Source organism: Brevibacillus schisleri, assembly GCF_055685845.1.
Map to the genome: position 1 here is coordinate 2278412 of NZ_JBVNDM010000001.1, position 26589 is coordinate 2305000.

Sequence of the window (26589 nt, forward strand, 5' to 3'; positions counted from 1 at the left end):
GGCGATTGCCATGGAAGATCTTATGGATCTCGTCGCAGATTTACTGGATTTAGTCGAGTGGATCATCCCGCTCATTGGCAAGTTCTGGTTTGTCATCCTTGGTTACTTAGGATATAAAGCGCTTGGTAAAGCGGGAAAGAAGAAGATGTCTCAAGGCAAGAAAATGCCTCCGCTTACCCCGGCAAGCACGTCGGAAATCCCGATGGAAACGGAAGAGTACGGCAGAGTGACGGTGCGAGCATCCTCTAAATACGAGCCACTTCAGCAAGAATCGATGGAAGGCATTGGAGTTGAGCAGGAATGGGCATTTTCCAGTCCAGCTCGTGCTTCGACGGGTCCGACCATCACAGTGAAGGAATCGGAAACGAAGAAGGTCGCTGATTCGGAACGAGCGAGTACCCTCACAGCGAAACACGGCAATCCGCGTGATGGGATGAAATGGGCACTCATTTTTGGAGAGCCGCGCTCTAAAGCTCCGTACGCTCAGCAGGTTCGGCAAAGAAAGATTTGATAATAGCAGCAAGTCAAAACAGGTGAACCTCGGTTCGCCTGTTTTTCTTGATACGCAATGTTTTTATGTCGAAATATCTCGAACAACTTGTCTTGTTTCTCGTATCCCGGTTGACTATCCTGAATGTAAAGAAAATTCTTCCGAATAGAAGAAGGAGTAGAGGTCAAGCGATGAATCAACAAATTTTCGAACAAATGGGGCGGTTTCGCCAAAAAGTGATTCGGCTTGCCATCTTCGAAAAGAAATCAGTGTATGAAACAGCGATCGCGTGCGGTTGTTCAGCTGAGAAAGTAAAACGAGTCATGAAAAAATGGAAGGCGCTTACAAACGAAAGCAAATAATCAATGGATTTTGTTATATGTATTTCAAAAAGGGAGTTCTCACCTGCTTGCCAAATTGCGAGCGATGAGGGCTCTTTTTTTGTGACCGTTTTTGATGAATGCCACTTTATGCTCGCGCATACGCATAGATAAGAATGGTTTTGTACCTGCAAACAGTTGAGATCGTCATATTCGCCAATATATAGAACGAGAAGGGGGGCTAATCCATGAAGCGTTGGAGCCGCCGTCTGCGCCAGCTGGCCGGAGGGGTGTTGGATCTGCCGCAAGATGTAGTCCTGGAAGTCCCGCGCATCACGATGATCGGTCATTTGCAAATGTATATAGAGAATCATCGAGGAGTCTTGCATTTTAGCGAAAAAGAGCTTCGCTTGTTGTTGACGAACGGTCAAATGATTGTTTCAGGTGAACAGCTTGTCATCCGAGCGATTTTACCTGAGGAGGTTCTGTTAGAAGGTAGAATCGGTGGCGTGAAATTTTTGGAGACGGGACCACAGAGCTCGTAATTTTTGTTGAGGTAGGGGGCGGCACGTATGAGGTATGGAATCAAGGAGTGGGTGGATGGACATGTAACCATTACCGTTCGGGGAAAACGGTTTGAGCGGATGCTGAATATGGCCGTACGGGATGGAATTCGAATCTGGAATATTCGCAGGGTAGGAGAAGAGGTGACTCGCTGCGATATTTTGATTCGGGATTATTTTCGTTTGCGGCCGCTGTTAAAAGAGACAGGCTGTCGCAGTCACGTCGAGGCGAGAGATGGGCTACCTTTCTGGCTACTGCGTATACGTAGACGAGCTGGACTGGCAATTGGGGCTGCTCTTTTTTTCATCGGATTGTACATGCTCTCCTCTTTTGTTTGGAGTGTGGAAGTAAGTGGGACGAAAATGGTTGATCCGCGACGAGTGATTCAAGTCGCCGAACAAGTGGGGATTAAAGAAGGGGCATGGAAGGTCAAACTAAAAGAACCGTTGGTTTTGCAAAAAGAGCTGTTGAGTTTGCTGCCTGAAGCGTCCTGGGTTGGAATTGAGATTCAAGGAACCAAGGTCATGCTTCAAGTGGTTGAAAAAGAGGCTCCCGTAAAGCCGCTTGCTACAGGTCCCCGTCATCTTGTAGCGAAAAAGAGGGCTGTCGTCCAAAAAATTCTCCCGGAGGTTGGTCGCAGTCAGGTTGTGAGCAATCAATTGGTAGAAAAAGGCCAAGTGCTTATTTCCGGGATCATCGGCAATGACGACCGTCAACAAGCCGTATCAGCACGAGGCAAGGTGCAAGGGGAAGTGTGGTATATAAGCAACACATCCGTCCCGCTAAAACAAACGATGCACCGTTTGACGGGAGAAAAGCTGCAGCATCAATACTTGCTCGTAGGCCCCTATGCGGTATACGTGTGGCCTTTTGAAAAACAGTCCTTTGCACAAGCCAAAATGGCAGAACAACGGTTTCTGCCCTCCTATGCGGGATATACCTCACCACTTGGCTGGAAGACAGTAACGTACGCGCAAACAGAACCCGTTCAAACAGAAATGAGCGTCCAGGAAGCGACGGAGCTGGCTAAAAAATTCGCCAGGGAGGATATCTTGAAAAAAGCTGGAAAAGATGCGTTCATTCAGGACGAAAAAGTTTTGCACGTCACAACAGAGAATGGTAAAGTTTACGTAAGCATTCATTTTTCCGTCATTGAAGATATTGCCATTGAACAGCCTTTCGTTGGGCAGTGAGGGATGGCAAGCAAATGACGCATTGCTGATTACCGTTGCAAGGAGATGGAAGCCTGTTGCACGTACAAGATGAGGTAAGAATCCCGTTTTCAGACGCATCTGAGGCCTTGCTGTTGTTCGGACCACATGACGCGTACCTAACACTGATCGAGCAAAGAAGTTCCGCCAAAATCATGACCCGAGAAGGCGAACTGGTTATTAGCGGGGATAAGCCGGAAGTGGACAAACTGACAGCGTTGATTGAAATTCTGCTACAGTTGATTCGCAGAGGGATTGCCCTGTCCGAGAGAGACATCTCTTATGCGATGTCGTTGATTGAACGAGGAGAAGGTGCCCAACTGCTCGATGTGTATGATGAAGAAGTCGCTCGTACCCAACGTGGCAAAGTAATCAGGGCAAAGACTTTAGGCCAGCGTCATTACTTGTCTGCGATCAAGAAGCATGACATTGTGTTTGGAATTGGACCAGCTGGTACCGGAAAAACGTATTTGGCTGTTGTCACAGCAGTAAATGCGTTGAAAAATGCGCGTGTCAAACGGATCGTTCTTACCAGACCGGCCGTAGAAGCGGGGGAGAGCCTCGGGTTTTTGCCAGGAGATTTGCAGGAAAAAGTAGACCCTTACCTGCGTCCGCTCTATGATGCCTTGTACGACATGCTGGGCAATGAACAAGTCGCCAAAATGATGGAACGCGGACTCATTGAGGTTGCTCCTTTGGCGTACATGCGTGGTCGTACGCTTGAAGATTCCTTCGTTATTTTGGATGAAGCCCAGAACACGACTCCCGAGCAAATGAAAATGTTTTTGACCAGGCTTGGCTTTGGTTCGAAAATGGTCATTACGGGTGATGTGACCCAGGTGGATTTGCCAAAAGGCAAGAAATCCGGATTGCGTGAAGCACAGCGCATCTTAAATCCGATTTCCGATGTAGCCTTTATTCATTTCCAAGAGGGAGACGTCGTTCGTCACAGTCTGGTACAAAAAATCATCGCTGCTTATGCCAAGGAAGAAGTAGAACACGGCTATTAATAAATGGCGTCACAAAAAGGAGATCGTTTACCTGTGTTATCTGTAGAAATCCTTCATGAAGAAATCGAACCGATCGATGAGAATTTGCAAAACCTGCTTGTCCGTTGCCTGGAAGCAGCTGCAAAGCTGGAAGAGGTACAAGGAGAAGTAGTTGTCACACTGGTGAACAACGAGCGCATCCACGAGCTAAATCGCGAGTATCGTGGTGTAGATCGGCCTACCGATGTTCTGTCCTTTGCGATGAACGAGCCAGGTGAAGGAGAAATGGAAATCTTCATCGATGAGGATGAGGCCAGCGAGTTTCCGAATATGCTTGGAGATATCATTATCTCGGTGCCAAAAGCACATGAGCAGGCCGAAGACTATGGTCATTCATTCGAACGCGAACTCGGATTTCTCACGGTTCATGGTTTTCTTCACCTTCTGGGCTATGATCATGGGACGCCAGAAGAAGAGAAGGAAATGTTTTCACGCCAAGAAAAGGTGCTGGAAGAAATCGGCTTGACGAGGTAGGAGATTACGTTGAAGGAATGGCGACGATTGACTCGCAGCTTCACCTACGCTCTGCAAGGGATTTTCTATACCGTACGGACACAGCGAAACATGCAAATCCACGTAGCCGCAGCCATAGTGGTGCTGGCGGCAGCGTGGTGGCTGCAGACACCCCGCAGCGATGTTTTGCTGGTCCTTTTTTCTATCGGTCTGGTCTTCTCCCTTGAGCTGGTAAACACTTCGATCGAAGCAGTCGTTGATTTAGCTTCCCCGGAATGGCACACCAAGGCGAAGATTGCCAAAGATGTGGGAGCAGGAGCTGTGCTTGTGGCGGCGATCCTGTCTTTTATCATCGGAGTTATCGTATTTGGACAGCCACTGTTGCAAAAAGTATGGGGATAGTTTTTACTAGTGATACCGGACGGGTCATTCCAGTTGACCTTTCAGTCTGGTTTCTTCGTGTCTCTTTGGACAGATTCCGTTGTGAAATGATGTTAAAGACCAATCATATGAGGAATGATGAAAATGGATAAACAATTATTATTAGCACAAGCAATCGAAGCCAGAAAGCTTGCTTATGTACCGTACTCCAAGTTTCAGGTCGGAGCAGCTCTTTTAGCTGAGAGTGGCAAGGTTTATTTGGGAGGCAATATCGAAAATGCAGCGTACTCCCTGTGCAACTGCGCAGAGCGTACGGCTCTTTTTAAAGCGTATTCGGAAGGCGATCGGACTTACAAGGCATTAGCTGTCGCTGCTGATACACCGCAAGCTGTATCACCGTGTGGGGCTTGCCGACAAGTAATCGCGGAGCTGTGCCCACCGGACATGCCTGTATTTTTGACGAATCTCAAAGGCGACATTTGGGAAACGACAGTATCTGCCCTGCTTCCAGGCGCATTCACCAAGGAGGATTTACGTGGATAATCGCAAGACCAAGCAATCGTTTAAATCAGGCTTTGTCTCCATTGTGGGACGTCCAAATGTTGGAAAATCAACACTGTTGAATCATATAGTGGGACATAAAATTGCCATCATGTCGAATAAGCCGCAAACGACACGCAACAAAATTACGGCGGTGCATACGACCGAAGAGGGTCAAATTATTTTCTTGGATACACCGGGGATTCACAAGCCTCAATCCAAACTCGGAAACTACATGGTTTCGGTTGCCGAAAATACATTGAACGAAGTAGACCTCGTTTTGTTTGTTGTCGATGCAACAGAAAAACGCGGAGCCGGGGACGACTACATCATCGAGCGGTTGAAGCAGGTCAAAACGCCAGTATTTTTGGTCATCAACAAAATTGACAAAGTCCACCCGGAAGCATTGTTGCCAATTATTGACGATTACCGCAAATTGTATGATTTCAAGCAGATTGTTCCGATCTCTGCTCTAGAAGGTAACAATACAGGATCATTGCAGCAGGCTATTTTGGGTGAAATGGAAGAAGGCCCGATGTATTACCCTGCTGACCAGGTGACAGACCATCCGGAACGCTTTGTAGCAGCTGAATTGATTCGGGAAAAAGTTCTGCATTTGACGAGGGAAGAAGTACCTCACTCCATTGCTGTTGTCATCGAAGAAATGAAGCGAGGCGAAAATGGCAAAACACTTTACATTTACGCGGCCATTTATGTAGAGCGGGATTCCCAGCGCGGTATTTTAATCGGGCAAAAAGGTCAGATGCTCAAAGAAATTGGTCAACGCGCGCGCAAGGATATCGAGCGACTGATGGGGGACCAAGTATTTTTGGAGCTCTGGATCAAAGTGAAAAAGGATTGGCGCAACCAAGATCGGATGCTGCGTAACTTCGGTTTCTACGACGAGCAATAATATTCCCAACGCGATGTGTTAATTTTTCCAAGGCATAGAATAACGGGCAAAGGTGATTCTAAGAAGGAAGTGGATAGACCCGATATAGGAAAGGATGATGCTCCTTGCTTCGTGACTTTTCTTGGAGAGTTTTCGCTTCAACCGGTGACATCCATGCGTACCTTCTCTACCGTGATCACCATCAAGCAGATGTTTCCAGCGAGGAGACCTCGTTTGATCTCGCCCAGGAAGAATTGGGTGACACACAGGCATGCTTGTAAAATGGGAAGGAATTGTCATTCGCAGTGTGGACTATGGCGAGTCCAGTAAAGTGGTGACAATGTTTACCCGGGAGAACGGCAAATTAGGCGTGATGGCCCGTGGTGCCAAAAAGACCAAAAGCCGTCTTGCCGCCGTCTCCCAGTTGTTTTCGCATAGTTATTATCTATGCAAGGCAGGACCCGGTACGGGAATGCCTGATCTCTCTCAGGGAGATATGCTGGATTCGTTCCGGGATATGCGGCAAAGCCTGACTGCTACGGCTTATGCCGCATACATAGCAGAACTTTTGGATCGACTGACGCAGGAAAGGGAGCCGAATCCCTATTTGTTTCAGCTACTTCTTCATACATTCCGCCATTTAGATGAAGGACGAGATGCTGAGATTCTGTGTCGGATTTTTGAGACCAAGATGCTCATTGTAGCGGGCATCTCCCCGCAACTCACAGCGTGTGCAAACTGTGGCGAACAGCGCGAACCCTATGCGATCAGTGTGGGGCAGGGCGGCCTGTTGTGCCCAGTTTGCCTGCCTTCCGATCCGTATGCGATGGCAGTTACACCCTCGACCTGGAAGCTGTTACGGCTATTCCAGGTATTTGATTTGGAACGGCTTGGTGACATTGAAGTAAAACCGGCTACACGCAACCAGCTCAAGCATGTACTGCGGAGCTTCATGGACGAGTATCTGGATCTCAGGCTGAAAAGTCGGTCATTTCTGGAGCAACTGGAGCGTATGGAAAGAATGACGCAATCAGATCAGGACTAATTGACATACGAATTTGTTTTCGTTATGATAAGAAGCAAACTTGTATACCGTATGTTGCCATGAAGGAAAAGAGTAGTCGGCCACTGGCTGTGAGTAGCGAATCGGGGATAGTGAGAGCCCGGTCACCATGCTGATGAAGGGCGTTCTGGAGCAATTTGATTGTAAGGTGGGCGAAGAAGTCATTCGCCAAGTAGGGTGGAACCGCGAGAATCCTCTCGTCCCTACACTGTCGCATCAGGCAGTGTAGAGGCGGGAGGTTTTTTTAGTTTCGACTTAAAGCCAAGTTCTAAGTTCTACGAAGTTTAGAGGAGGATCAAGCATGAAAATGACATTTCAAGACATCATTTTGACGCTGCAAAACTTTTGGGCAAAGCAAAACTGTCTCATTGTCCAGCCGTATGACGTTGAAAAAGGGGCGGGTACGCTAAACCCAATGACCTTCCTTCGTTCCATTGGACCTGAGCCGTGGAATGTAGCATATGTGGAGCCTTCCCGTCGCCCGGCAGACGGACGATATGGGGAAAACCCAAACCGGTTGTATCAGCATCATCAGTTCCAAGTAATCATGAAGCCATCGCCTGACAACATTCAGGAGCTGTACCTGGAGAGCTTGCGCGAACTCGGGATCGAGCCACTGGAGCATGATATCCGATTTGTTGAGGACAACTGGGAGCACCCTGGTCTTGGCGCTTGGGGCTTAGGTTGGGAAGTTTGGCTGGACGGAATGGAGATCACGCAGTTCACGTACTTCCAGCAAGTGGGCGGTCTGGAATGTAAACCAGTAGCAGTCGAGCTGACTTACGGACTGGAGCGTTTGGCTTCCTATATTCAGGAAAAAGAAAATGTGTTCGATCTGGAATGGTGCAACGGGTATACGTACGGCGATGTATTCCTGCAACCAGAATACGAGCATTCCAAATACACATTTGAGCTGTCTGATGTCGACATGCTGTTCTCTCTCTACAATACGTATGAGGCGGAAGCAAAGAGACTGATGGCGGAGCGACTGGTTTACCCGGCTTATGACTATGTACTGAAATGCTCCCACACCTTCAATTTGCTGGATGCACGTGGAGCGATCAGTGTGACGGAGCGTACAGGCTATATCGCTCGTGTACGTAATCTGTCTCGTGAAGTAGCACAAACCTACTATAAAGAGCGTGAGCGCCTCGGTTTCCCGCTTTTGCAAAAAGGCAACGCAGACGCTGCGGTTCAAGTGAATCAGGTGAAGGGAGAGGATACAAATGAGTAAGCGCGATCTACTCGTAGAGGTTGGTTTGGAAGAAATGCCTGCTCGTTTTGTCGCACAGGCAGCGGCACAATTCAAGGAAAAAGTAGAAAAGTGGCTGACTGCTGAGCGCGTGCCGTTTGATCAAATTACGGCATTGGAGACACCTCGTCGCTTTGCCCTGTTAATCAATGGATTGGCAGAAAAGCAACCTGACCGCAATGATGAAGCGAAAGGTCCTGCACGCAAAATCGCACAAGATGAAGCGGGCAACTGGTCCAAGGCAGCACTTGGATTTGCACGAAGCAACAATGTTGAGCCTGACCAACTGTATTATAAAGAAGTAAACGGGATCGAGTATGTTCATGCTCGCAAATCCGAAGCGGGAAAACCAACTACCGAGCTTTTGCCGCAACTGGCTGAAGTAATCACCGGCATGAGCTTCCCGAAAAATATGCGCTGGGGCGCACGCGATTTGAAATACGTTCGACCGATTCGTTGGCTGGTTGCTTTGTTTGGCGATGAATTGATCGATTTAGAGATTGCAGGTGTAAAAAGCGGACGTGTTTCTCGTGGACACCGCTTCTTGGGAACAGAGGTTACCTTGAATCACCCAAGCGAATACGTGAGCAAGCTGGCTGAGCAATACGTCATGGTGAAGCCCGACGAGCGCAGAGCAGCCATTGTAGAACAAATCCATCGCTTGGAGAAAGAAAATGGCTGGACAATTCCAATGGACGAAGGACTTCTGGATGAGGTAGTTCATCTTGTAGAATATCCGACTGCACTTTTCGGTACTTTCGAACAAGAATTCCTTTCCATTCCACGTGAGGTTTTGGTTACCTCCATGCGTGAGCACCAGCGTTATTTTCCTGTTGAAAATGCAAAGGGTCAATTGCTGAATCATTTTGTGACAGTACGTAACGGAGACAGCCGCGCTCTGGAAAACGTAGCGAAAGGGAATGAAAAAGTTCTTCGCGCACGCTTGTCTGATGCTCGTTTCTTCTACGTGGAGGACCAAAAGCTGTCCATTGACAGCTGCCTGAAACGCTTGGAGACAATCGTTTACCATGAAGAGCTGGGAACAATCGGTGATAAAGTTCGCCGTGTACGCAAAACAGCTGCGCAAATAGCAAGCAAGCTAGGCGTGAGCGCAGAAGAAACCAAGCAGGTCGACCGCATTGCAGAAATCGCAAAATTCGACCTCGTGACCAACATGGTAGGGGAGTTCCCTGAACTGCAAGGGATCATGGGTGAAGATTACGCGCGCAAAGCGGGTGAGTCCGACGTCGTCGCAAGTGGCGTATTCGAGCATTACCTCCCGCGTTTTGCAGGAGACAAAATGCCTGCTTCGGCTCAAGGCGCGATCGTCAGTCTGGCTGACAAGATGGACACGATCGTAGGCTGCTTCTCGATCGGTATTGTGCCTACTGGCTCACAGGACCCGTATGGTCTGCGCCGTATGGCAGCGGGGATCGTTACGATTTTGGTGGAGCGCGATTGGCAAATTTCTCTTGCCGATCTGTGGAATGCCGCGATGGAAGGCTATGTAGCGCAAGGAGTAAACAAGAGAGCCGCAGAAGACGTGAAAAAAGACCTCGTAGACTTCTTCGCACTACGTCTGAAAAATGTCTTGCAGGATCATGGTGTTCGTTACGATGTCACCGACGCAGTTCTTGCTGCCGACCTGACATTGGTTCCAGAGGTGCTGGCAAAAGCAAAAGCACTGATGGGAGCGGTACAAACAGAAGAATTCAAGCTGATTGTGGAGCAGTTTAACCGGGTGAACAATCTGGCGCAAAAAGCGGAAGCAGACCAAGTCACCGAAGCTTTGTTCGCAGAAGATGTGGAGAGGGCCTTGTATCAGGCATTCCAAGCTGTTCAGAAGGATGTAGAGAGTCTGAAGGATCAAGAGAAGGTGCTCGCAACCTTGTCAACCTTGCGCCAGCCGATTAACGCATTCTTTGATAAAGTCATGGTCATGGCCGAAGATCAGGCTGTTCGTGCGAATCGTCTTGGACTTCTCTTGCAGCTTTCTCGTGTGCTTTATCGCTACGCAGATTTTTCCAAAATTGTTTTCGCCTAAACAAAATAACACTGGTGCCTTCGTCTGAAAATCAGGCGGGGGCACCTTTTTTCCGCGTGAAAGAAGGAATATCCCGTCGAATAGAGTAATACTAGGAAGAGGTAAAGACAGAACCGGGGTGATTGGTCATCGAGCTTACCAAACGACAAGAGCACATCTTACAGATAGTGAAGGATGACGGACCGATAACAGGAGAACATATCGCGGAGCGACTGAATTTGACTCGTGCGACGCTGCGCCCTGATTTATCCATCCTCACGATGTCAGGATATCTAGAAGCCAGACCTCGGGTCGGGTATTTTTATGCCGGCAGACCCGCAAGCTCAGTCATAAGTGAACGGCTTCACAAGCTTCTCGTCAATGACTACAAGGCGGTACCGATCGTGGTATCCGAATCCGCCTCGGCTTACGACGCCATTGTTACCCTCTTTTTGGAGGATGTTGGCACGTTATTCGTCGTCAACCAAAAAGGATATTTGGCTGGCGTGATCTCACGAAAAGACCTCCTACGGGCTTCTTTAGGCAATAAGACGCTGGAGGATGTGCCAGTCAGCATTATCATGTCTAGAATGCCGAATATCATTACATGCGCACCTGATGAGACCTTGTACGCAGCTGCTAAAAAGCTGATTGATTTTCAGATCGATTCTCTGCCTGTCGTAAGGCCTAGCGAGGAAGATCCGAAGCAAATGGAGCTGTTGGGGCGCGTCACCAAGACGACGATCGCGAAAGCATTTGTAGAATTGGGTAGCGAACCGAAAGTGTAGGAGGAGAAGCGATGCAAGGTAATCAGCGAGGACAGCTCATCTATGTAGTCTCAGACTCCATCGGCGAAACGGCCGAACTTGTCGTTCGCGCAGGAGCTAGTCAGTTTGATCGTTTTTTGTTTGATGTACAAAAGTATCCGTATATAGAAGACAAGGAATCGATTGACGAAATCATTGCTTCGGCAAAAGAATCGCGGGCAATGATCGTTTTCACTCTGGTCATTCCGGAGCTGAATGCGTATATTACACAACAAGCTGCTCTTCTCGGAATTCCGGCTCTTGATGTTATGGGGCCTTTGATGAATACATTGCAGGGCATGTTGAAAGAGCCACCAACCGGAAAACCAGGTTTGGTACGCCGACTGGATGAGGAATATTTCCGCAAAGTAGACGCCATCGAATTTGCTGTCAAATACGACGATGGTCGGGACCCACGCGGTCTGTTGCGAGCAGATGTGGTTTTGATTGGCGTTTCACGTACTTCCAAGACGCCTCTTTCCATGTATTTGGCTAACAAACGACTTAAGGTTGCCAATGTTCCGCTTGTCCCAGAGGTAGAGCCACCGGAAGAATTGTTCCAACTGCCAGTCGAACGGTGTATTGGGCTTACCATCAATCCGGAGCAACTGAACGGCATTCGGACAGAGCGTCTGAAGGCACTGGGATTGACAGCACAAGCAAATTACGCCAATCTCGAACGGATTGCCGAAGAACTGGCCTATTCGAAGCACATTATTGAGCGCCTTGGATGTACCGTTATTGATGTTTCCAACAAGGCAGTAGAAGAAACGGCAAACATCATTTTGGAGATGATTCGAAAAAACAATCTCCGAAATGAAAGGAAATAGGCCGAAAGAAGGATTTTGACGTTTTTTGTAGAATTTCAATTAGCTGAGGTACTTCTCATACGTGAGTTCTCAGCGTTTATTGCCCGAAGAAATGTGGAAAAGTAGAAAAGAAGAAAAGAAGTTCGATGTAAAGAAGGAAATTGACGAATTTTGACGAACTAAATATTCTCACGTGCGATTCTCCTTATAAAGGTGGAAAGACATGACTGGTCCCACTTCAGATGAATTTGTAAATCAAGTGCGTGCCGCTGTCGACATCGTAGACGTTGTAGGAGAGTACGTTCAACTGAGAAAAAGCGGTCGTGCCTTTCTCGGTCTATGTCCGTTTCACTCTGAAAAGAGCCCTTCCTTCAACGTAAATGCAGAGCGACAGTTTTTTCATTGCTTTGGCTGTGGAGCAGGTGGGGATATCTTTTCCTTTTTAATGAAACTGGAGCAATTGACTTTTCCAGAGGCACTGCACAAATTGGCGGAGCGTGCCGGGATAGCTATGCCCCAGCCGCAGCAAGTAGAGGAATCACCTGAAAAACGGATGAAGCATGCGATGCAAGAAGCGCATACATTCGTTTCACGCCTCTACCACTACGTGCTTACGAAAACCCCGTATGGCGCAGAAGCGATGAAGTATCTTGCAAAGCGCGGAATGTCTGAGGCGACAATCGCCGAATACCAAATCGGGTTTGCCCCGGATTCCTGGGATTTCGTAACGCAGCAGTTGACAAAGCGGGGATTTTCACAGGAATTTATGGTGGAAGCAGGGTTATTGGCCAGGAGCGATGCAGGAAAAATCTTTGATCGCTTTCGAGGTCGTATCATGTTTCCGATTCAGGATTCCCAAGGTAACGTCATCGGATTTGGTGGGCGCTTACTGCAAGGATCGAAGCCCAATTCCAATCAAAAGTCTCAACCCAAGTATCTGAATAGCCCGGAGAGCCTTTTGTTCAACAAAAGTGCTACGCTGTTTAATCTTCATCGTGCACGCCCCATCATTAGAAAGAGAAAAGAGGCGCTGTTGTTTGAAGGATATGTCGATGTCATATCGGCATGGCAGGCGGGTTTTACGCAAGGTATTGCCACTTTGGGAACAGCCTTGACGGAGCAGCAGGCCAGAATTCTTCGTCGCAATACAGAGTCAGTCGTACTCTGTTATGACGGAGATGCTGCAGGGCAAGAAGCAACGAGCAAAGCGATTCACGTTTTGCAGCAAGCCGGTTTGATCGTTCGAGTAGCTCCACTTCCACAAGGAGTGGACCCGGATGATTACATCCGCCAGCATGGGGCTGAAGCATTTTCCCAGCAGGTATTGTTACAGGCGATGCCAATTACGGCTTTCCGTCTGAAACATTTACGCAGTCAGTTCGTAATAAAAGATGAGACGGACAAAGCTCGCTTAATCGCGAAGGCGGTCGAGATCATTAATGAACTGAGCAGCCCGGTGGAACGGGACATGTATCAACGGCAATTGGCTGAAGAATACTCCCTTACTCTCGGTGATCTCAAATGGGAGTCCAAACGCGCCTACAATCAGCAAAAAAGTGAGCGCCAAAGGGATAAAGTGACGCCAGCATGGAATAATAGTATAAATAATGGCAAAGTTACGCTCGCGAAAACACTGCCACCCGCTTATCACACGGCTGAGCGCATGCTGCTTTACTACATGATGCGGAACGAAGAAATAGCCGCCCGCGTCCAGCAGGAATGCAGTGCCCACTTTCAGGTGGATGAACACGATGCGCTGGCTGCCTACCTGTACGCCTACTATGCAGAGGGAAACCCGGAAGACCCTGGAAAGTTTATACATTACGTGCAAGACGATTTGTTAAAGCAATTAGCCTCGGGATTGGCCATGATGGAGTGCAACAACGACGTATCTGAGTTAGAGATCGGTGACTACATCAAACAAGTGAATAACTACCCGAAGCGTGCCGAGTTGGAACGATTGCGCGATGAGCAGCGGAGCTTACACCTCCAAGCGGCCGCAGCGGACAGCGAGGATGCGCGCAAACAACTTGAACTTCAAGCAGCCGTCACAGGGATGAAGATTCTTGAATTGGAAAATGCTTTAAAAGAAGGGTAGCTTCAGATCATTCCCGGGGAAGGAGGGAAAGTAGATGAACAAGCAAAATATTACTTCCGACATGGAAGCAACGTCCATCGAACAAGTGAAGGAACAGTTGGTCGAATTAGGCAAGAAACGCGGCGCATTGTCGTATAAGGAGATTACTGCTCGTTTGGCAGGTTTTGAGCAGGATTCTGATCAAATGGATGAGTTTTTTGAATATCTAGGTGATCAAGGCATTGAGATTAACAACAATGAGAATGAAGATGACGACGATGAAGTCGATCAAATGATCATCAAAGACGAGGACAACGAAGAATTTGATTTTGACGATCTCTCCGTTCCGCCTGGAATTAAGATCAATGACCCTGTACGGATGTATCTGAAGGAAATTGGTCGAGTTCCTCTGCTCTCCGCAGAAGAGGAGATTAAACTGGCGCAGCGAATTGAACAAGGTGATGAGGAAGCTAAAAGACGTCTGGCTGAGGCGAACTTGCGATTGGTAGTATCGATTGCGAAGCGTTATGTAGGACGCGGCATGCTATTCCTCGACTTGATTCAAGAAGGGAACATGGGTCTGATTAAAGCGGTGGAAAAGTTTGACTATCGCAAAGGCTACAAGTTCAGTACGTATGCGACCTGGTGGATTCGCCAAGCGATTACCCGTGCTATTGCAGACCAGGCTAGAACGATCCGGATTCCGGTTCATATGGTGGAAACGATCAACAAATTAATCCGCGTTTCCCGTCAGCTTCTGCAAGAGCTAGGTCGTGAACCTATGCCAGAAGAAATCGCTGAAAAAATGGATCTCACTCCGGAAAAAGTTCGGGAAATCATGAAGATTGCTCAAGAACCAGTATCCCTGGAGACTCCAATTGGGGAAGAAGACGATTCCCACTTAGGTGATTTCATTGAGGATCAGGATGCATTGGAGCCATCTGATGCAGCTGCCTATGAACTTTTGAAAGAACAGTTGGAAGACGTTTTGGATACATTAACAGACCGGGAAGAAAATGTGCTGCGTCTGCGTTTCGGGTTAGATGACGGACGTACACGGACGTTAGAAGAAGTAGGCAAAGTGTTTGGTGTAACCCGTGAACGGATTCGTCAGATCGAAGCAAAAGCTCTTCGCAAATTGCGTCATCCGAGTAGAAGTAAACGCTTAAAAGATTTCTTAGAATAACCGATATAAGAAGTATGTGGCCTACGTTAGCCGACGTAGGCTTTTCTTATTCATGAAGGAATACACTTTTTGTCGTAGTTAGGAGGGGCCGCGTTGGACGACCAGCGCAAGCGCACGATCATTGCCGAAATTGAAAACTGGCGGCGCAACCATTTACTGCCTGAACATTACTGCATCTTCTTGTTAAATCTGTATACAGAAGGGGATCGGCCAAATACACCGGCGTCCGCAGGTGGGAATGAGCGAATGGGAACGGCACCGAGTGTGCTGTCAGGAAAAGTCAATTCAACATCATCTGTCACAAACACATATGCACCTAGAACTGTCTCTCCAGTGACGGGGAAAATGGTAGTGGCATGGCTCCTTGGTGCCTTTGTCATTGCTGGTTTGATCTTACTTGCTTTTCATTTTAACCGTTTTCAAACCCCAATGCAAATTACCATCTTTGCCTGTTTCGCTCTCGTTTTCTATATTCTGGGATTCGTTTATCGAAGATCGGCCCCGCCATTGACGCATTTATTCCTGGCTTTGTCCTTTGGGATTTTGATCGCGGGAGGCGTTTATTGTATCCAAAAAATGGATGGTAGCTTGCCGCTTATCCTGTTTTATTTAGGCTTCGTTTGCATGCTGTTGTGCATCAGCGCAATTGTTTTCGGCTATGCTTATTTGCTCTATGCAGGATTACTGGGTTTGGCCATCTTGTATGGCATTACAACCGTTCATCGAGTAGGGATAGACTATACATGGTGGACATCGGAGTTGTACTGGGTACCGCTTGCGTGCTTGCTCACAGGTATGGGCTTCTTGATGAATAAGGCCAATTCGAAATGGGCGGGAGTATTTGCAGTATGTGGACTTGCCTTTTTCTTTGGTGCAGAGATACAGGCTCTGTATATTCCAGCGGCGAAGCGAGATATGATTCAATTGCTGTTGTTTATTAAGGTGTTCGTTGCGTCCATTTTGTTCTTCTTCACGCGTGGATATTGGTATGCGTGGTTGAGACTGTAGACTATCCGAGACTTCTCGTTCTCCTCTGCATGCTTATCTGTTACAATTTCAGAAGAGAGCAAACGGGGTGAATAAATGAACAACAAGTGGAAAGTTTTAATCGGTATTTTGCTGGCGGCTTTTTTTCTGGGTGGAGAAACAGTAGCCAAATTTATGGGTGTACATACATATAGCATCGGATTCATAGCAGCATCTGTCTCTTTTTTGGGAGCGATTTTATTAGGAGCACGCCGATCATAGGCGTGTTTTTTTTTGAGAAATTCCACATGAATCCAAAATCGTGGTGTATAATGGTAAGAGTATTCTGAACAAACGCTCAGTCAAAATTGTGTATTTCTTGATGGTTCTTTACTAAAGCGTTTTCAAGGGGGCAGCGATTATGAACTTCGATTTGACTTCAGAACAACAAATGTTAAAAAAAATGATACGCGAATTTGCTGATGAGGTAGTGGCACCGGAAGCAGATGAACGCGATCAAACTAAACAATTTCCTGTCGGAATATTCAAGCAGATGAGCGAACTGAACTTGATGGGCCTTCCCTTCTCTGAGAAATACGGGGGTGCGGGAGCCGATTCCACGAGTTTTGCGATCGTTGTGGAAGAGCTAAGTCGTGCATGTGGTTCTACAGGAATCACGTATTCGGCGCATATCTCGTTAGGTGGCGCTCCACTGGCTTTGTTTGGAACGGAAGAGCAAAAGCTGAACTATTTAAGCAAAATTTGTTCTGGCGAAAGCTTTGGCGCGTTTGGGTTGACCGAACCAAATGCAGGGTCTGACGCAGGTGGTACGAGGACGAATGCGATCTTAGCAGATGGGGAGTGGACGATTAACGGCTCCAAATGCTTCATTACCAATGCCTCTTATGCTTCGTTTCTCGCCTTGACAGCTGTGACTGACAAAGAGCAGGGCTCACGGGGTATTACTGCTTTTATCGTTCCGACAGATACACCTGGCTTTCAGGTATTGGCGAACTATGAAAAGCTCGGCTTGCACAGCTCCAATACGACGGAGCTCGTTCTTGAAAATGTCCGCGTGCCAGAGGAAAACGTCCTTGGGAAGCGGGGAGAAGGCTTCAAGCAGTTCCTCATTACACTTGATGGTGGGCGAATCGGGATCGGAGCTATGGCAGTAGGAATTGCACAGGCTGCCTATGACAAGGCGTTGCAATACTCCAAGCAGCGTACGGCTTTTGGCAATTCCTTGAGTCATTTTCAAGCGATCCAGCACAAGCTGGCGGATATGGCGATGCAAATAGAGCTGGCGAGAACGATGGTGTATAAAGCAGCGTGGTTGAAGGATCATGGTCGCAAATTTACGAAAGAAGCAGCAATGGCAAAATTGTATGCTTCGGAGATTGCCATGTCTGCTACACATCAGGCTATTCAGATTCACGGTGGGTATGGTTATATGCGGGAGTATCAGGTAGAACGATTTTTCCGCGATGCCCGACTGTTAGAGATCGGCGAGGGGACTTCAGAGATTTTACGTAATGTCATCGCAAGAGAAATCGGGTGCTAGCCTTCCGTATTTGGTAACGAAAGAGCATGACTGCCAGCGTAAACTGACAGCCATGGCTCTTTTTTTGTTTATTACTTTTTATTGATCGCCAGATTGTACAGTTGGGAAACCAAATCCACTCGCGATATCGTCTCCTACAGCAGCGTTTGAGCCACCTTTGATGTCATTTCCTTTCGCGCGTTTTTGCAATTCTACACGAACATCTTGAGAGCTCCAAGATGGATTGGATGCCCAGATTTTCGCAGCCAAACCGGAAATGTGTGGGGTTGCCATGGAAGTTCCGCTGATGGAATTGTAACCTCCGTTATTCCATGTAGACTGAATAGCGCGTCCTGGTGCTGATACTTCCACATCACGCTCTTGAATCACGTAGTCTCCCGCTTGCCCGCTCTTGCCACGAGAAGAGAAGTCAGCTATACGGTAGGTTCCGTTTTGTTGAACATTCTCCAACGCTGCTACGGCTACTGTATTCACTAATGCTCCAGGGTAGCCAATGCTGTTCACTGTCGGTCCGGAGTTACCAGCTGCAGCGACGACTAATACACCTTTTTGGTTTGCATAGGTGATGGCACTTTCCATAAGGGTACTCTTACCGCTAGAGCCAAGAGACATAGAGATGATCGCTTTCACGCCTAATTGAGCGGATTGGTCAGCAGCGTAACGAATAGCATAGGCAATGTCATCCTCATAGCCGGAGCCAGAGTCATCCAGTACTTTATATGCCCATAGCTTTGCATCTGGTGCTACACCATAAATACCTGCGCCATTGCCGCCGTCAGCGAGAACAGTTCCGGCGACGTGTGTTCCATGACCATGTGCATCATTGCAAGCACCGGTAACAACAGGAGAAGAAGATTGCGTGAAATCGTTGCACTGCTCTGCGTTAGCGGTTAGGTCCGGGTGCTGCGTATACACGCCAGTATCCAGGACCGCAACACGAACATCTGCACCGCCAGTTGTAGCGGAGAGGGATTGGTTTTTATAGATTGCTTTAATTCCCCACGGAACGACTGCCGCAGGAGAGACCTCTAGCGCACTTACTTGATCTTCTTCTATATACTCAGCGATCTTTAATTTTTGCAATACGGTGATTTTTACATTGGGATCGCTTTTCAGTTGGTCGAGTTGATCACTATTTACATCGAGGGTAAAGCCATCTTCACCAAAATCATGGCGTACTTCCAAAGGTCCAGCAAAATAACCGGTTCTCACATCCGAATCTGACTGAATTAATACCCGTTCAGTTTCAAATTCATCGAGTGAATCGTTACTGGCTGCCCCCACACCTGTGAAGACACTCATCACTAGCGCCGAAGAGAGTAATCCCATTGCCCACCACTTGCCTGTTCTTTTTTTCAAACTTTTCTCCTCCTTAAAGATAGTTAGTTTGTGTTAGTCCATGATGTTCATGGCGTTAATATACATATATGTAAAAATTTTGTAAATATTTATTTATTAAAATAAAGTTCACAATTCGATGAAAATTAAATCAAATTGTATAAAATACGATAAAACAACGCCGTATTTAAAAATTTTGCTTGTTATTCCGAACATTACATCCACGTAATGGCAACCTGTAAGCCTCTCGACTACTACCCAAGAGCCCCCTTAATGGCCTTGTCCCTGCTGGGTGCAACAGTGAGGATTTTGTCGTTCTTTGCTGATCATCTGTTAGGGAATTTGCATTTCGCAATTGCTGCCAAATAGGGTAGAATAGAGGCAACGGAAGGTGAATATACAGATGACATCAGTATCAATATCCAAGCGGCTACAAACAATTGCCCGCTATTGTCCAGAAGGAGCCCGCGTCGCCGACATCGGGTCGGATCATGCGTTGTTGGCTTCTTATTTGCTTGTAAAAGGAATTGCTTCTTTCGTGATCGCAGGCGAATTGAATGAAGGGCCTTTTCAAGCGGCAAAAAAACAAATACATACATTGCAGGTAAAAGATCGCGCTTCGGTACGTAAAGGAAACGGGCTCGCGGTATTACAACCTGGGGAAGCAGATGTGATCTGCATTGCTGGGATGGGCGGACAATTGATCGTTTCCATTTTGGAAGCAGGTAAAGACAAACTGGAAGGTGTGCAACGCCTGATTCTCCAACCAAACGTAGGGGAAGAAGCGGTGCGCCTGTGGATGATAGAGAATGGTTGGCAGTTAATCGCGGAGTCCATTTTGCAAGAAGACGGCGTGATTTATGAGATTCTCGTCGCCGAACGAGGCAATCCTACCTTGCCTTATGAGGGCAAAGATCGTACGCAGCAAGAGCTCATGCGCATTGGTCCATTTCTTTGGGTGGAAAAATCAGAGGTATTACAAGCGAAGTGGCTGGATGAGCATGAAAAATGGCAAAAGATCATCGTTCAATTAAAGCGTTCGGACAAGCCGGAAGCAGCAGAACGAATCAAGGAAATCGAAGCAGAAGTAAAATGGATCGATGAGGTGATCGCATGCTTGCGCACGGACAAACAGTAATCCAATATGTAGAACGTCTTGCACCTAAATCGTTGGCGATGGAAGGTGACAAGATTGGCCTTCATGTAGGCACCTTGCAAAAAAAGGTAAAAAAAGTGATGATCGCACTAGACGTACTGGAATCTGTGGTGGAGGAAGCAATCGCAGAGGGTGTAGACCTGATTGTGGCTCACCATGCCGTTATATATCGACCACTGAAACACCTTAGGACAGATCTCGCCGCCGGACGTGTGTTCGAAAAGCTGATCAAGCATGACATTGCGGTATATACAGCCCATACCAATTTGGATGTTGCGTATGGGGGGATGAACGACTGGCTCGCAGAAGCGGTTGGACTCACGAATGTAGATGTACTGGATGTTCTTTCACGAGAGGATTGGAAGAAGCTCGTCGTATTCGTGCCCGCTACTCATAAGGAAGTAGTGTTTTCCGCACTTGCTGAAGCGGGTGCAGGGCATGTAGGTAACTACAGCCACTGTTCTTTTCAGACAGAAGGCACCGGAACCTTTTTACCAGGGGAAGGAACGAATCCCCATATCGGTTCGACAGGTCAATTGGAAAAAGCAGAGGAAGTTCGCATCGAGATGATTGTTCCTGCGTCCAGGCAATCGGCTGTGGTCAAAGCAATGCTTGCTGCCCATCCCTACGAAGAAGTCGCCTATGACATCATTCCACTAGAGCAGTCCGGAACTGTATACGGAATTGGGCGTATCGGCAGTCTGCCTACACCACTGACACTCCGTGAGTTTGCTTTGCTCGTCAAAGAACGATTTTCTCTCCACGGTCTACGCGTAGTTGGCGACTTGGATGCGACAGTCAAAAAAGTAGCGGTAGTAGGTGGAGACGGAAGCTCCTTTGTTTCCAAAGCCATTTTTAAAGGCGCGGATGTTTATTTAACAGGAGACATTGGTTATCACACCGCACACGATGCGCAAGCAGAAGGCTTGTCGATCGTAGATGCTGGTCACAATATCGAAAAAATCATGAAGGAAAAGCTGGCGACTATCCTGCTGGAACAATTGCAGGCAAATGGTTACGAAACAGAGGTTATTCCTTCGCGCGTGCACACAGATCCGTTCCAGTTTGTTTAAGACGTAGCAGGACCAACCTTTTGTTGCCTGCCAGATGAAGTGTAGGAGGATTTTATGTGCAAAAACTAATCCGGACAATTTCTTGTGGATTACTGACAGTAAGCTTACTCACCCCCGGCGTCGCTTCTGCGGCTGGGGGCTTATTGCCATACAATGACATCAGCAAGCACTGGGCGAGAAAAGCAATCATTCAAGGTGTGCAGCTTGGTTTGTTTGAGGCTGGTCCAAATGTTCCGAAGTTTTACCCAAATCGTGACATGACGCGTGCGGAATTTCTCGTCATGATCGATCGGCTTTATTACGGGGGGCAGTATCAGATCTATCCGCTTACTTTTTTATCCGAGCATTCGGAGTGGGCGCGGGCAGAAGGTTTTCAGGAACCGTATTTGCCATATAAAGATGTTGACCGTCTGACCTGGATGTACAAACCAACGTTGCGCATCTCCACGATCTTGGATAGATTGTACGGCCCAAATGCGATTCAGTACATTTTTCCTGGTGAGATGATGAAGCCGAATCAGCCGATCACCAAAGAAGAAGCTGCCAAGATTTTGCAAATGTTCACCATGTCTCCAGATAGTAAAAATGCGTGGGAAGAAGTGCGTTCGTGGGGATGGCTAGAGGGAGAAAAAACGGAACGAGTGAAGCGAGGAGATGCTGCGGTTGCAGCTGATCGCATGGTGAATTATTTCCTTCAGGATGGAATCATGCCTCTGCTGGATTACGACGGGAAAAAGTTCCCCATGGTTCCTGATCTCGAAGAGGTATTGCCGCTATTCGCAACCTATGCAGATCCCAAAACAACAGAAGAACAGATTTATGTAGATGCGGCTGCCGCTATTCGCAGTAGAAATGATAGTGAAGAGACATTTGAACAGTTACGCAAGCTGGCGGATGACTCCTTCCCCAATCAAGTTGGTGTTCACTATTTACTGAGCTGGAATCCTGAAACACCGATTGAAACCAATCTGGAGGAAGCTTTTCTTTCTATCGACGCTTACTTCGAAGACAAAATCATTCTCCCGGAAACACTCGGGCTGTTGAGTGCCAATGTGTACGATATCGCCTTGCAGCTAGGGAACAAGGATCAAAGCCAATACCAAAAAGTGCTTGACCGACTTAGTGCTTATGAACAAAAAGTGAAGCAGGATTCCAAAGAATGGGAATCGCTCGCCATGTATTTGGGGGCACTGGAAATCAGGAGTGGTCAGGTAGACCTGGCGCTGGCTCGTTACAAGCGATTTGCCGACAGGAGCCCGGAGGCATTGTTGAATACTTCCTACTATTATTTGCAGGAAGGACGTATGCAGGAAGCTGAAGAGGTTCTTGCTGCGATGAAACCGAAAGCGTCAGACAGCAGAATGAATCAGCTGCACAAAATGTTGCGTCAAGAGTTTGCATCGTTAAAAGATCAGCCAGCTATTATTTCTGATTTGGGGTACTCTTTGCGCCGGTTGGACAATGCCGACACCTACCAAGTCAAGGGTGAAGCGGCGTTGAGTGGATTGACGTTCTCATACACGCAGGATGTTAACAAGGAAAAGCAAATAAGCAGAATATCCGGCTCTTATCAATCTCCGCAAAAACTAATATCAGACAAGCTGCTCTCCTATACAGATGGGAAAACAAACACGCAATACTCGTACGATACGGATCGGCAGACATGGGACAAGAGTAGAACGGACAAAGTTGACTTTTTGCACGAGTGGGTTGGTGCTGTCAAGGTAGCCGATCGTGCCAAGGAGCTTCATGCACGCTACTACAAGCAATCCTACGGGAAGTATGATGTCATTACAGAGTGGATTCCGGGCTCCATGCTGGTAGAGAAATCAAAGAAGGTTACGCTCGGACAGGGAAAAGTGAAAGAGGTTCCCTTGTTCATGAACAAGTATTATATTGATCGAGCTAGCGACCAAATTGTCAAACATACGTGGCGTTATGAAGAAATTTATGAGGGCGACGGATACGTAGCCTATTCGGGTACCGACAATTACGACTTTACAAGGAATGTTGCATTCTCGATACCTGATGATGTTCGAAAAGGGGTGGCGCCATGAAACGATTTAGTCAATGGGCAGTAGCAGCTGTACTGCTACTCACAACTGTTCTTCCTGTGCAAGCGGCAGAGTATCCTTTCGAAGAAACAGAAGAAGTATTCCAGCACGTCATGCAGAGCCACTTGAGTAAACCGGCAGCCAAACAATTGGTAAAAGGGGCTCTAGAGGTGGTCAGTCAGCAGGCTAATCAGAAAAAACAGCTTCAGTTCAAAGTTTCTGAAGAAGATGACACCTGGGACGAGTTGGAATTGAGGCTTGTAGAATGGCAGAAGAAAGGCGGATTTGATACGCCGACGATGAACACTTGGGCGATTGATGGAATGCTCTCTACGCTCGATGACCCGCACAGCGTATTTTTTACGCAAGATGAATTGCGTTTGTTCCAATCTGACGTTGAGAATCAATTTGTCGGATTTGGTTTTCGTCTCCGGCGGCAAAATGATCATATTATCATCCGTGAAATCGTTCCGAATTCTCCAGCAGCAGCTTCTCCTTTGCAACGAGGCGATCAATTGATCAAAGTCAATGAGACCTCGCTGGTAGGAAAGACTTTTGAAGAAGCGTATGCTTATTTGAGGGGCAACGAAGGGACTGAAGCCGTTCTTACTGTATATCGTCCATCTGACAAACGGGAACACCAGATAAAGTTGAAGCGTGCCTCGATGACCTTGCCGGAAGCGGAAGGACAGATGTTTACGAAGGGCGCGGTTGGCTATATCAGTCTTGAAACATTCGGATCAGAAGGAGCCATCCAGGTAAGGGACAAGCTTGCTGAACTATCCCGTGTGCAAAAGCGGTTGTCCGGGTTGGTGTTAGACCTGCGGGATAATGGTGGGGGATACTTGTCCACAGCTCGAGATATTGCGAGCCTCTTTATGGAAGAAGGCTTGCTCATGTATACCACGAATCGCAATGGGGTAGAGGTAGAGACGTGGGTACGAAATGGGCAGGATATCGGCATTCCAGTGCGAATTTTGGTAAACGGTGGAACCGCTTCTGCATCTGAGTTGTTGTCAGGTGCGCTGCGTGATCATGGCATCGCCAAACTTGTGGGTACCAAGACATTTGGAAAAGGGAGTGCCCAACAAGTTATTCCTTTGTCAGACGGCGACGCGCTCAAACTCACATTGAATGAATATTTTACCCCTAAGCATTCCGTGGTGAATCACGTAGGGCTGCAACCGGATATGGTTGTGGAGGATTATGGAGCACAAGTAGTAGAAGCTCTCCATTCATTGAACGTCAATACGTGGGAACTGAGTGACGCAGAAGGCGATACCGTCATCAATGGAATTCCATTCCCTACGGTAGATCCTCTTTTTAAACAAACGCCTCAAGGGCTGCAAATCCGAGCTGCTGTACTTTCGCATTTGCTGGGTGATCCGTCCATTGGCGAAAAAGATTACGTAGCACTTGCTCCGTATTTGAAGAAGTACCCTGCACTAAAACAGCAAACGAAAAATGGTGTCAACACCCTCACATTTACTTCGTGAGCATGGTCCCCTGTCGCTTTTGGCGAACAGGGGCTTTTTCTTTTTTAGGCGTATACTCGGTCATGCAAAATCGTACACTATCAGGTGCGACTATGACTATTACTATTACGAAGAGAAGGGTGGCAGCCGGATGAAAAAGGTCATACTATTCCTGATCGACTCCATGATGTCTGATGTTCTGGAGCGATGCATTGCTGCCGATAAAGCACCGGCGCTTCGGTTTTTCATGGAGCATAGCCAGTACATACCAGATTGTGTGACCGTTTTCCCTACAATGACGGCTTCGATAGATTGCTCTCTCATTACGGGAGTCTACCCCGATCAGCACAAAGTACCGGGTTTAGTTTGGTATGATGCAGAGCAGAAACAGATGGTGAATTATATTAATGGGGCCCCTTCTATCCGAAAAATAGGCATCATAAGCTGTGCCGAAAACGTCCTTTTTGATTTAAATGAACGTCATCTGAGTAAGGATGTCAAAACGATTCATGAGGTTCTGGAAGAGAACAAACTAGTATCCGGTTCCATCAATGTGATCGCCCATCGCGGACATAAGCAGCATAAGGTGAAAATGCCAGTCTTGCTTGATACAATTACATCTTTTTCCCTGCGCGAAAAGGTAAGTGGTCCAACGATCATGAGTATGGGGACACTGGTGAGCCCGGCGTTATTTCGTACCGTCCCCTGGGGTTTCTCGCAATCCGCTTTGGAAGGCTACGGAATTAATGATACTTATGCAATCGATGTGATGATTGAGGTGATTCGCAGCGGTCATCAGCCACATTTTACGCTGGTCTATCTGCCAGAGAATGATCATAAACTCCACAAATCCCCGGAGGATGCTGTACAGCACTTGGCAGATGTGGACAAGCAATTGGCTCGTTTACTGGATAGCTTCGCATCATGGGAGCAAATGCTGGAGAGAAATGTATGCATTTTGATTAGTGATCATGGGCAGACCGTCATCGGAGATAGTGAGGACCACAATATACCGCTGAATCATCTTTTGGCGAATTTTTCGATCCATGCGCTTGGTACGGATGTGACATCAGAAGTGGAAGTAGTCATTTGCAATAATGAGCGTATGGCCTATTTGTATCCAGTGAATGGAACGGATCCACTTTCTATTGTAGAAGCGGTTAGTGTGGAAGAAAGAATTGATTTGATTGCTTGGAAAGAGGGCGAGAAGGTAAAGGTGCGTCGGGGCGGAACGCAACAGGAAATGTATTTTTGGCGAAACGGGGAGTATCAAGATGCCTACGGTTCTTCTTGGTCCATTGAAGGAGATGTTACCGTGCTGGATGTGCAATATGATGGGGAGTGTCTTTCTTTTGATACATACCCGGATGCTTTTTCTCGACTATACGGGGCATTGTTCTCGCAGACCGGTGACGTGGTAGTCGTTACCGCTGCCAAGAGCTATGAATTAGTATCGGAATGTGCACCCACGCATTTAGGTGGAGGAAGCCATGGTTCCCTGCATAAGCAAGATTCTCTGATTCCGTTAGTGATTGCAGGGGCATCGGAGTTGTTTCCACTCCCAGCAAGACTGGTAGATGTCAAAGACTTTATTCTCCGTGAACTGGGGATTCCGTCAGCCTCAAATCCGCAATGACCGGGACATGATCGGACCAATTGACAGGTAGCAGCTCGTAGTGCTCGATATTCCAGTGATGAGAAGCAAAAATATAGTCCAGGCGTCGGCGGAAGGCAGGAAGCGTTGGTTTTTTTTCCTGACCTGAGACAAGGGCACAGTCCATCAGGTGTGGAGTAAAGGACACATTACTCGCGTTGAAATCCCCCATTAGGAGTAATGGGGCTTTTGCGTG

At 47.5% G+C, this 26589-nt stretch carries 27 protein-coding genes (1 of these 27 running past the window's edge); 25 read left to right on the top strand and 2 right to left on the bottom strand.

The genetic code is table 11. The features are described from left to right. Nucleotides 1-10: 10 nt before the first annotated feature. From ACUUHJ_RS11325 to ACUUHJ_RS11420, 20 genes are all read left to right on the top strand, one after another. Nucleotides 11-511: a hypothetical protein gene (locus ACUUHJ_RS11325; RefSeq protein WP_472298921.1), complete on the top strand. Its 501-nt coding sequence runs from the start codon at nt 11-13 to the stop codon at nt 509-511. Nucleotides 512-681: 170 nt separating this feature from the next. After that, nucleotides 682-852 carry a sigma-70 family RNA polymerase sigma factor gene (locus tag ACUUHJ_RS11330; protein WP_472298922.1) on the top strand — a complete coding sequence of 57 codons (171 nt, stop codon included), beginning with the start codon at nt 682-684 and terminating at the stop codon, nt 850-852. A gap of 206 nt (nt 853-1058) precedes the next feature. Beyond that, nucleotides 1059-1355, top strand: a complete 297-nt coding sequence (gene yqfC / locus ACUUHJ_RS11335) for a sporulation protein YqfC (RefSeq protein WP_007727617.1) — start codon at nt 1059-1061, stop codon at nt 1353-1355. 27 nt (nt 1356-1382) lie between these two features. After that, nucleotides 1383-2567 (top strand): sporulation protein YqfD, encoded by a 1185-nt coding sequence (gene yqfD, locus ACUUHJ_RS11340; protein ID WP_472298923.1) that lies wholly within the window; start codon nt 1383-1385, stop codon nt 2565-2567. A 56-nt stretch (nt 2568-2623) separates the two neighbouring features. Then, nucleotides 2624-3595, top strand: a complete 972-nt coding sequence (locus tag ACUUHJ_RS11345) for a PhoH family protein (RefSeq protein ID WP_289677334.1) — start codon at nt 2624-2626, stop codon at nt 3593-3595. 3 nt (nt 3596-3598) lie between these two features. Then, on the top strand, nt 3599-4108 hold the full coding sequence (gene ybeY / locus ACUUHJ_RS11350) for an rRNA maturation RNase YbeY (protein WP_436406357.1): 510 nt from the start codon (nt 3599-3601) through the stop codon (nt 4106-4108). Nucleotides 4109-4117: 9 nt separating this feature from the next. After that, nucleotides 4118-4489, top strand: a complete 372-nt coding sequence (locus ACUUHJ_RS11355; protein ID WP_289677336.1) for a diacylglycerol kinase family protein — start codon at nt 4118-4120, stop codon at nt 4487-4489. Nucleotides 4490-4612: 123 nt separating this feature from the next. Then, nucleotides 4613-5011, top strand: coding sequence for a cytidine deaminase (cdd, locus tag ACUUHJ_RS11360; protein WP_289677338.1), 399 nt, complete (start codon nt 4613-4615; stop codon nt 5009-5011). Further along, entirely contained in the window at nt 5004-5921 is a 918-nt protein-coding gene (gene era, locus ACUUHJ_RS11365) for a GTPase Era (RefSeq protein ID WP_016742636.1), read from the top strand. Before cdd ends, era begins: the two co-directional genes overlap by 8 nt. A gap of 104 nt (nt 5922-6025) precedes the next feature. Next, complete coding sequence (locus ACUUHJ_RS11370) at nt 6026-6181, top strand: YqzL family protein (RefSeq protein ID WP_088906899.1); 156 nt, start codon at nt 6026-6028, stop codon at nt 6179-6181. Next, nucleotides 6172-6945, top strand: coding sequence for a DNA repair protein RecO (gene recO, locus ACUUHJ_RS11375; RefSeq protein WP_012685774.1), 774 nt, complete (start codon nt 6172-6174; stop codon nt 6943-6945). The genes ACUUHJ_RS11370 and recO overlap by 10 nt, the downstream gene beginning before the upstream one ends. Nucleotides 6946-7270: 325 nt before the next feature. Next, a complete protein-coding gene (gene glyQ / locus ACUUHJ_RS11380) occupies nt 7271-8197 on the top strand; it encodes a glycine--tRNA ligase subunit alpha (protein WP_436406364.1) in 927 nt (308 codons plus the stop codon). Beyond that, nucleotides 8190-10259, top strand: coding sequence for a glycine--tRNA ligase subunit beta (gene glyS, locus ACUUHJ_RS11385; RefSeq protein ID WP_472298924.1), 2070 nt, complete (start codon nt 8190-8192; stop codon nt 10257-10259). The genes glyQ and glyS overlap by 8 nt, the downstream gene beginning before the upstream one ends. A gap of 122 nt (nt 10260-10381) precedes the next feature. After that, nucleotides 10382-11026, top strand: a complete 645-nt coding sequence (locus tag ACUUHJ_RS11390; protein WP_012685777.1) for a helix-turn-helix transcriptional regulator — start codon at nt 10382-10384, stop codon at nt 11024-11026. Nucleotides 11027-11037: 11 nt separating this feature from the next. Next, nucleotides 11038-11874 carry a pyruvate, water dikinase regulatory protein gene (locus ACUUHJ_RS11395; protein WP_289677345.1) on the top strand — a complete coding sequence of 279 codons (837 nt, stop codon included), beginning with the start codon at nt 11038-11040 and terminating at the stop codon, nt 11872-11874. Between the two features lie 202 nt (nt 11875-12076). Next, nucleotides 12077-13951: a DNA primase gene (dnaG, locus tag ACUUHJ_RS11400; RefSeq protein WP_289677348.1), complete on the top strand. Its 1875-nt coding sequence runs from the start codon at nt 12077-12079 to the stop codon at nt 13949-13951. Nucleotides 13952-13985: 34 nt separating this feature from the next. Further along, entirely contained in the window at nt 13986-15116 is a 1131-nt protein-coding gene (rpoD, locus tag ACUUHJ_RS11405; protein ID WP_012685780.1) for an RNA polymerase sigma factor RpoD, read from the top strand. A gap of 93 nt (nt 15117-15209) precedes the next feature. Further along, the gene (locus ACUUHJ_RS11410; RefSeq protein ID WP_472298925.1) at nt 15210-16124 is read left to right on the top strand and encodes a hypothetical protein; all 915 of its coding nucleotides are present in this window, start codon (nt 15210-15212) and stop codon (nt 16122-16124) included. 75 nt (nt 16125-16199) lie between these two features. Next, on the top strand, nt 16200-16364 hold the full coding sequence (locus ACUUHJ_RS11415; protein ID WP_016742642.1) for a hypothetical protein: 165 nt from the start codon (nt 16200-16202) through the stop codon (nt 16362-16364). Between the two features lie 139 nt (nt 16365-16503). Then, the gene (locus ACUUHJ_RS11420; protein WP_064202900.1) at nt 16504-17643 is read left to right on the top strand and encodes an acyl-CoA dehydrogenase; all 1140 of its coding nucleotides are present in this window, start codon (nt 16504-16506) and stop codon (nt 17641-17643) included. Nucleotides 17644-17721: 78 nt separating this feature from the next. Here ACUUHJ_RS11420 and ACUUHJ_RS11425 read toward each other — a convergent pair whose 3' ends face one another. Beyond that, nucleotides 17722-19002: a S8 family peptidase gene (locus ACUUHJ_RS11425; protein ID WP_289677351.1), complete on the bottom strand. Its 1281-nt coding sequence runs from the start codon at nt 19000-19002 to the stop codon at nt 17722-17724. 382 nt (nt 19003-19384) lie between these two features. Here ACUUHJ_RS11425 and ACUUHJ_RS11430 point away from each other — a divergent pair, with 382 nt between their 5' ends. The 5 genes from ACUUHJ_RS11430 (at nt 19385) to ACUUHJ_RS11450 (ending at nt 26375) form a co-directional block, all read left to right on the top strand. Continuing rightward, nucleotides 19385-20119, top strand: a complete 735-nt coding sequence (locus ACUUHJ_RS11430; protein WP_289677352.1) for a tRNA (adenine(22)-N(1))-methyltransferase — start codon at nt 19385-19387, stop codon at nt 20117-20119. Then, nucleotides 20095-21210, top strand: coding sequence for a Nif3-like dinuclear metal center hexameric protein (locus ACUUHJ_RS11435; protein ID WP_289677353.1), 1116 nt, complete (start codon nt 20095-20097; stop codon nt 21208-21210). Before ACUUHJ_RS11430 ends, ACUUHJ_RS11435 begins: the two co-directional genes overlap by 25 nt. Before the next feature lie 56 nt (nt 21211-21266). Further along, nucleotides 21267-23267: an S-layer homology domain-containing protein gene (locus ACUUHJ_RS11440; protein WP_472298926.1), complete on the top strand. Its 2001-nt coding sequence runs from the start codon at nt 21267-21269 to the stop codon at nt 23265-23267. After that, entirely contained in the window at nt 23264-24760 is a 1497-nt protein-coding gene (locus ACUUHJ_RS11445) for a S41 family peptidase (protein WP_472298927.1), read from the top strand. Before ACUUHJ_RS11440 ends, ACUUHJ_RS11445 begins: the two co-directional genes overlap by 4 nt. 130 nt (nt 24761-24890) lie before the next feature. Then, nucleotides 24891-26375 carry an alkaline phosphatase family protein gene (locus ACUUHJ_RS11450; RefSeq protein WP_289677356.1) on the top strand — a complete coding sequence of 495 codons (1485 nt, stop codon included), beginning with the start codon at nt 24891-24893 and terminating at the stop codon, nt 26373-26375. On the opposite strand, the gene ACUUHJ_RS11455 is transcribed toward ACUUHJ_RS11450, so the two are convergent. Next, on the bottom strand, nt 26329-26589 hold the 3' end of the coding sequence (locus ACUUHJ_RS11455) for an endonuclease/exonuclease/phosphatase family protein (RefSeq protein WP_199928863.1). Its footprint extends 420 nt past the window's final position; the window shows 261 of its 681 coding nt (coding positions 421-681); its start codon lies off the right edge, out of view; its stop codon occupies nt 26329-26331. The genes ACUUHJ_RS11450 and ACUUHJ_RS11455 overlap by 47 nt on opposite strands.